Raw genomic sequence first — 4,660 nt, 5'->3', positions numbered from 1 at the left:
CAACCTCCAAGCGTGTCCCTTGTCGCGATTCTAACAGCGCCCTGCTCTGCTTCAGGGATGCTTCTGCGACGGCAACCAATTCCCGATAGGTTTCTGCTCGCCTCTCCGCCAGAAGCGCCTCACAGTATGCCCGCCTGACCGCCGCCACGAGTTTCCGCCATTCCGCCGCTACCCGGCATCGGGTTCGCTCCAATTCGCAGTGCGCGATAGCCTGGTCCAGACTTCTCTTGCCCGGTGCGACCAATTCCTGGGCGACGAACGGGGCTGTCCAAATCCCTGGGCCCTCCGGATCGGCGAGCTCCTCGCCATTGATGGAAAGGGTCGGATTGGGATAAAGGCGGCTCTGGAGGAGTCTCCCCCGGGCTGCGGAAACAGCCCAAATAGCGTCCCTTAACTGAGGGTTGCCTTGCTCGGCCAGGCGAACGGCCTCGGCAACAGTCAAAACGCGCCCGGAACTGGTCTGAACGCCGTTTGCCCGATCGGCAACGACGACGAAACCCTGAGAACCTGAAAAGTCTTGCGGAGATTGCGAAAAACAGGGCGCAGACGAAGAATGTAGCGAAAGAACAAACAAAGTCAGCAAAACAAACCTAACTCGGTAATCTGAAAAAACTTCTCCGGATGGTCGGACGCCCCGCGCACATGACCAAGTCAAAAAGCCGGGCCGTTTCGTCGTATGCTCCGACATTCGATCCATCGAGCTACTTTCCAAATTTGGTCTTGTTCGAAAAACCGTGCCATGCTGTTTCTTCGGCTCGGTCGGCAACTCTTATTAATCTTGCCGGGAATTTATACACCAGAAATCGTCACGATTTCGGCTCCCCCAGAGCAGGGGCACCGGTCCCCTGATCAATGCTGGAATCACCGGCTGCCCTGGCATCCACGGTCTCTGGCGCCCCGAAATCGGATGCCGGAGATCCCCGCTGGTTCAATTCCCCAGATTGAAATGGCCGAGTTGACCGTTCGACGTCGAGCCCCAGCCAGCGCGAGGTGGACTCCGGGTCTGCTCCGAGCACGCGTGTGCAGAGCTGAAAGATCGCATGGGCTATCCCGTCAAAGATGAGGTACAGCGCCCGCAGCACGAGGAGTGACATCACCATCGCCCCAATAACGCCCCCGATAACAACCGTTGCCAGAGGCCGTTGAACTTCTGCTCCCTGACCGGTACTCAGAGCCATCGGCAAGAAACCCAGGCTGGCCACCAGAGTTGTCATGAGCACCGGCCGCAGGCGGATGATGGCCGCTTCCCGCACCGCCTGAGAAACGTTCAGCCCTTGTTGACGCAGTTGACGGATTGTGCTGACAAGGAGCATGTCGTCCAGTACCGCGATTCCGGAAAGAGCGATGAACCCGATCACGGCCGAGACCGACAGGGGCATGTCCCGAAACCACAGGGCGAGAACCCCGCCCACCCAGCCAAACGGCACCCCGGTGAACACCCTGAGCACATCAATAATGTTGTGATACGTGAGATACAGCAGAAACAGCACGAGTCCCAGTGCCAGCGGCACGACAACCGCCAGCCGCATGAAAGCCCGCTCAAAGTTTTCGAATTGACCTCCGTACGTGATGAAGTACCTTGCCGAAGGTAATGTCGGTAACACCTCCTCGTTAATGCGACGGCGTGCTTCTGCCACAAAACTTCCCATGTCCCGACCACGGATGTTACACGTCACCGTGACACGACGCTGTCCCCATTCGCGGGTGATTGTGGCGGGCGTTTCCCGGCGTCGAATTTCGACCAAACGGGCCAGGGGAATGCTTTGCCCGGCGGGCGTTTTCAGGATCAGTTGGGAAAGTTTGTCCGGGTGTTCCCGGTATGATGGATCGAAAGCTACGACCAGTGGAAACCGATAGTCGCCCTCCACCACAGTTCCCACTTTGTAACCGCCCAAGGTCTCAACGGCACGCAACACGACATCCCCCGAAAGACCGTATCTGGCTATTTCATCCTGTTTCACGGAGAGTTCCAGAGCAGGTTGACCCGTCACCTGTTCCGTGGCCACATCCGCGCTGCCCGGGATCTGTCTGAGAATCGTTTCGATCTGAGCCGCTTTCTCCAGAAGTATGTCGTAGTCGTCCCCGAAAATCTTGATCCCCAGGTCGCTCCGCACGCCGTGGATGAGCTCATTCATGCGGAGCTCGATCGGCTGGGAAAAGGCCAATCGCTGACCGGGGATGACGCGCAGCACCTCTTCGATCTTTTGACGCAATTCGTCCTGGGTACGGGCTTTTTTCCACTCGCTGCGTGGTCGCAACATCACATAGATATCCGTCAGTTCAATGCCCATGGGATCGGTTGCCACCTCGGCCGTTCCGATGCGGCTCCACACCTCCCTGATCTCATCGGGAAACGCTTCCAAAAGCATCTTTTCCATACGTGTGTTGAGTGCGATGGAGTCTTCCAGACTGGTGCCCGTTAAGCGCACGACGTTGATGGTCAAGGACCCTTCCGACAATTTCGGCAAAAACTCGCTGCCCAGTCGTGGCCCGATCCCGGCCAGTACGAAAACAACAGACGGAATCGCAATGGCCAGCACCATGCCCGGATAGCGGGTAGAAAAGCTCAAAAAGGGTCGATAGATAATCTTCACCAAACGGATGGCCAGCGGCTCTCGATGCTCAACGCGGCGCGGCAGAACAATGCTCGCCAGCACAGGCATCAATGTCAGTGAGAGAACGAGGGCCCCAAACAAGCAGAATATCACCGTCAGCGCCATGGGGCGGAACATTTTTCCCTCTATTCCTTCAAGGGCGAGAATCGGCAAATAAACGATCATGATGATCATCTCGCCGAACAGAGTCGGTTTTCGGACTTCAACGGCAGCCTGGCGAACGAGATCCACCATGGACCCACGACCAAGGTCACCCTTGGCGACATGGCGGACGCAGTTTTCGACCATCACTACGGAACTATCCACCACCATGCCGAAGTCGATCGCTCCCAGACTGAGAAGACTGATTGCAATTCCGAATTTGAGCATTCCAGTAAACGCGACCAGCATGGAAAGAGGAATGGCCAGAGCCACGATCGCCGCGGCCCGGAGATTGCCCAGAAACAGGAACAGCACGGCAATTACCAGCAGAGCGCCTTCAAACGCGTTTTTCCGCACTGTTTCCAGGACGTAATTGACCAATTCCGTCCGGTCGTAGACAGCGTGGACATCCACATCTGGTGGCAAAATAGCTTTTATTTCTTCCAGCCGCTTCCGTATCGCGGCACATACTTCCTGACTATTTTCCCCCATCAGCATGAAACACAACCCGAGAACAGCCTCGCCTTTCCCGTTCGCCGTGACTGCTCCGCGGCGAATTTCATAACCGGCCGTTACCTCGGCAATATCACCGATACGGACGGGCACCCCATCTCGAGAAGTCACGCCAATCTGCCGAATTTGTTCTTCATTGGTTACCCGCCCTATCCCCTGCACCAGGACGCTTTCCCCGTGCTGGCGGACGACACCCGCTCCAACATTCTGATTGTTAGCTTCCAGGGCTCGAATAACATCCTCGAGAGTGATGTTGAAGTAAAGAAGCTTCTGCGGATCGGGTCGGACTTCATACTGCTTCTTGTATCCTCCCCATGAATTGACCTCCGTCACTCCGGCAACCGCCAGCAGCTTGGGTTTGATCACCCAATCTTGCAAAGTCCGCAGATAGGTGAGCTTTTGGACTCGCTCTTCCGGCGTGGCATTCGTCGGATCCCAGTTTTTGAGAGTCACCACATAATGGAAAATCTCTCCCAATCCGGTGGAGATCGGCCCCAGCGTCGGATGCTCGATGCTTTCGGGAAGTTCGACCATGGTGAGGCGCTCGGCCACGATCTGCCGTGCCCACTTCATGTCTGTTCCATCGCGAAAAGTGAGCACAATTTGGGACAGGCCGAACTTAGAGATCGATCGGAGAAGCTGCAACTGCGGAAGGCCGGCGAATACCTGCTCCAGCGGGATCGTGATCTGGCGTTCCACCTCTTCGGGGCCGAGTGCCGGAGCCACCGTATTCACCTGTACCTGAACCGGGGTTGTGTCGGGAAAGGCATCAACGTCCAAGTGGAGCAGCGAGAAGCTTCCCACCCCGGCGATGACAACCCCGGCCAGCACCACCAGAAACCGGTTTTGCAGGCACCATGTAATAAGCCGTTCAAGCATGCGATCCTACCTCGCTGGTGTCCATTGTTGGCGCACGTCCTGCTCGCCCGTTTGTTTCCAAAGTCAGTCGTTGTGCTCGGTGCAGCCGGCCCCCAGTCGCTCCTCCAAAAGCGCCCCCCGCAACACAAAGCTGTTGGTGGTGGCCACAACTTCGCCCGGCAACAACCCCGCGACAATTTCCCTCATTTCCCGACCCTCGTGCCATACTTTCCTCCCGATGCGGACCTTCCGCACGTGAAAGACTTTGTAGGGCAGGTGGTCGAAATCCCGGTCGCGAACGAACACGACGAAACAGTCGCCCTCCCAGTGAACGGCTGATTCCGGGACCATGATGACGTCCCGCTCTTCGGCAATAAGGATTTCCGCCCAGCCGACCGTTCCCACGTGGTTTTCCCTTTCGGCTGGATCCAGCGTTGTCCACACGGCGACCAAGCGGGTCCGCGCGTCGATTAAAGGGCTCACTGCGACGACCTCGCCCCGATCCGGCTCAACGTGGCCACTGTGCCGAAAAA

General features: G+C 57.2%; 2 protein-coding genes and 1 pseudogene. All 3 read right to left on the bottom strand.

Annotated elements, in window-relative coordinates:
- Window positions 1–442, bottom strand: a 442-nt coding sequence (locus H5U08_RS10560; protein WP_297032808.1) for a TolC family protein, incomplete at its 3' end; no start/stop codon positions are given.
- Window positions 443–806: 364 nt separating this feature from the next.
- The gene (locus H5U08_RS10555) at window positions 807–4,148 is read right to left on the bottom strand and encodes a CusA/CzcA family heavy metal efflux RND transporter (protein WP_297032806.1); all 3,342 of its coding nucleotides are present in this window, start codon (window positions 4,146–4,148) and stop codon (window positions 807–809) included.
- Window positions 4,149–4,211: 63 nt separating this feature from the next.
- A pseudogene (locus H5U08_RS10550) lies at window positions 4,212–4,660 on the bottom strand (efflux transporter periplasmic adaptor subunit); the annotation flags it as partial.

The sequence above is a fragment of the Thermogutta sp. genome (assembly GCF_014359955.1).
GTDB lineage: Bacteria > Planctomycetota > Planctomycetia > Pirellulales > Thermoguttaceae > Thermogutta.
The sequence above is the reverse complement of the archived record's forward strand: the minus strand, read 5'-3'. Positions and strand labels throughout refer to the sequence as shown.

Excerpts from the sequence above, each read along its gene's own strand:
- H5U08_RS10555 (WP_297032806.1), bottom strand. The coding sequence starts at position 4,148 with ATGCTTGAACGGCTTATTACATGGTGCCTGCAAAACCGGTTTCTGGTG.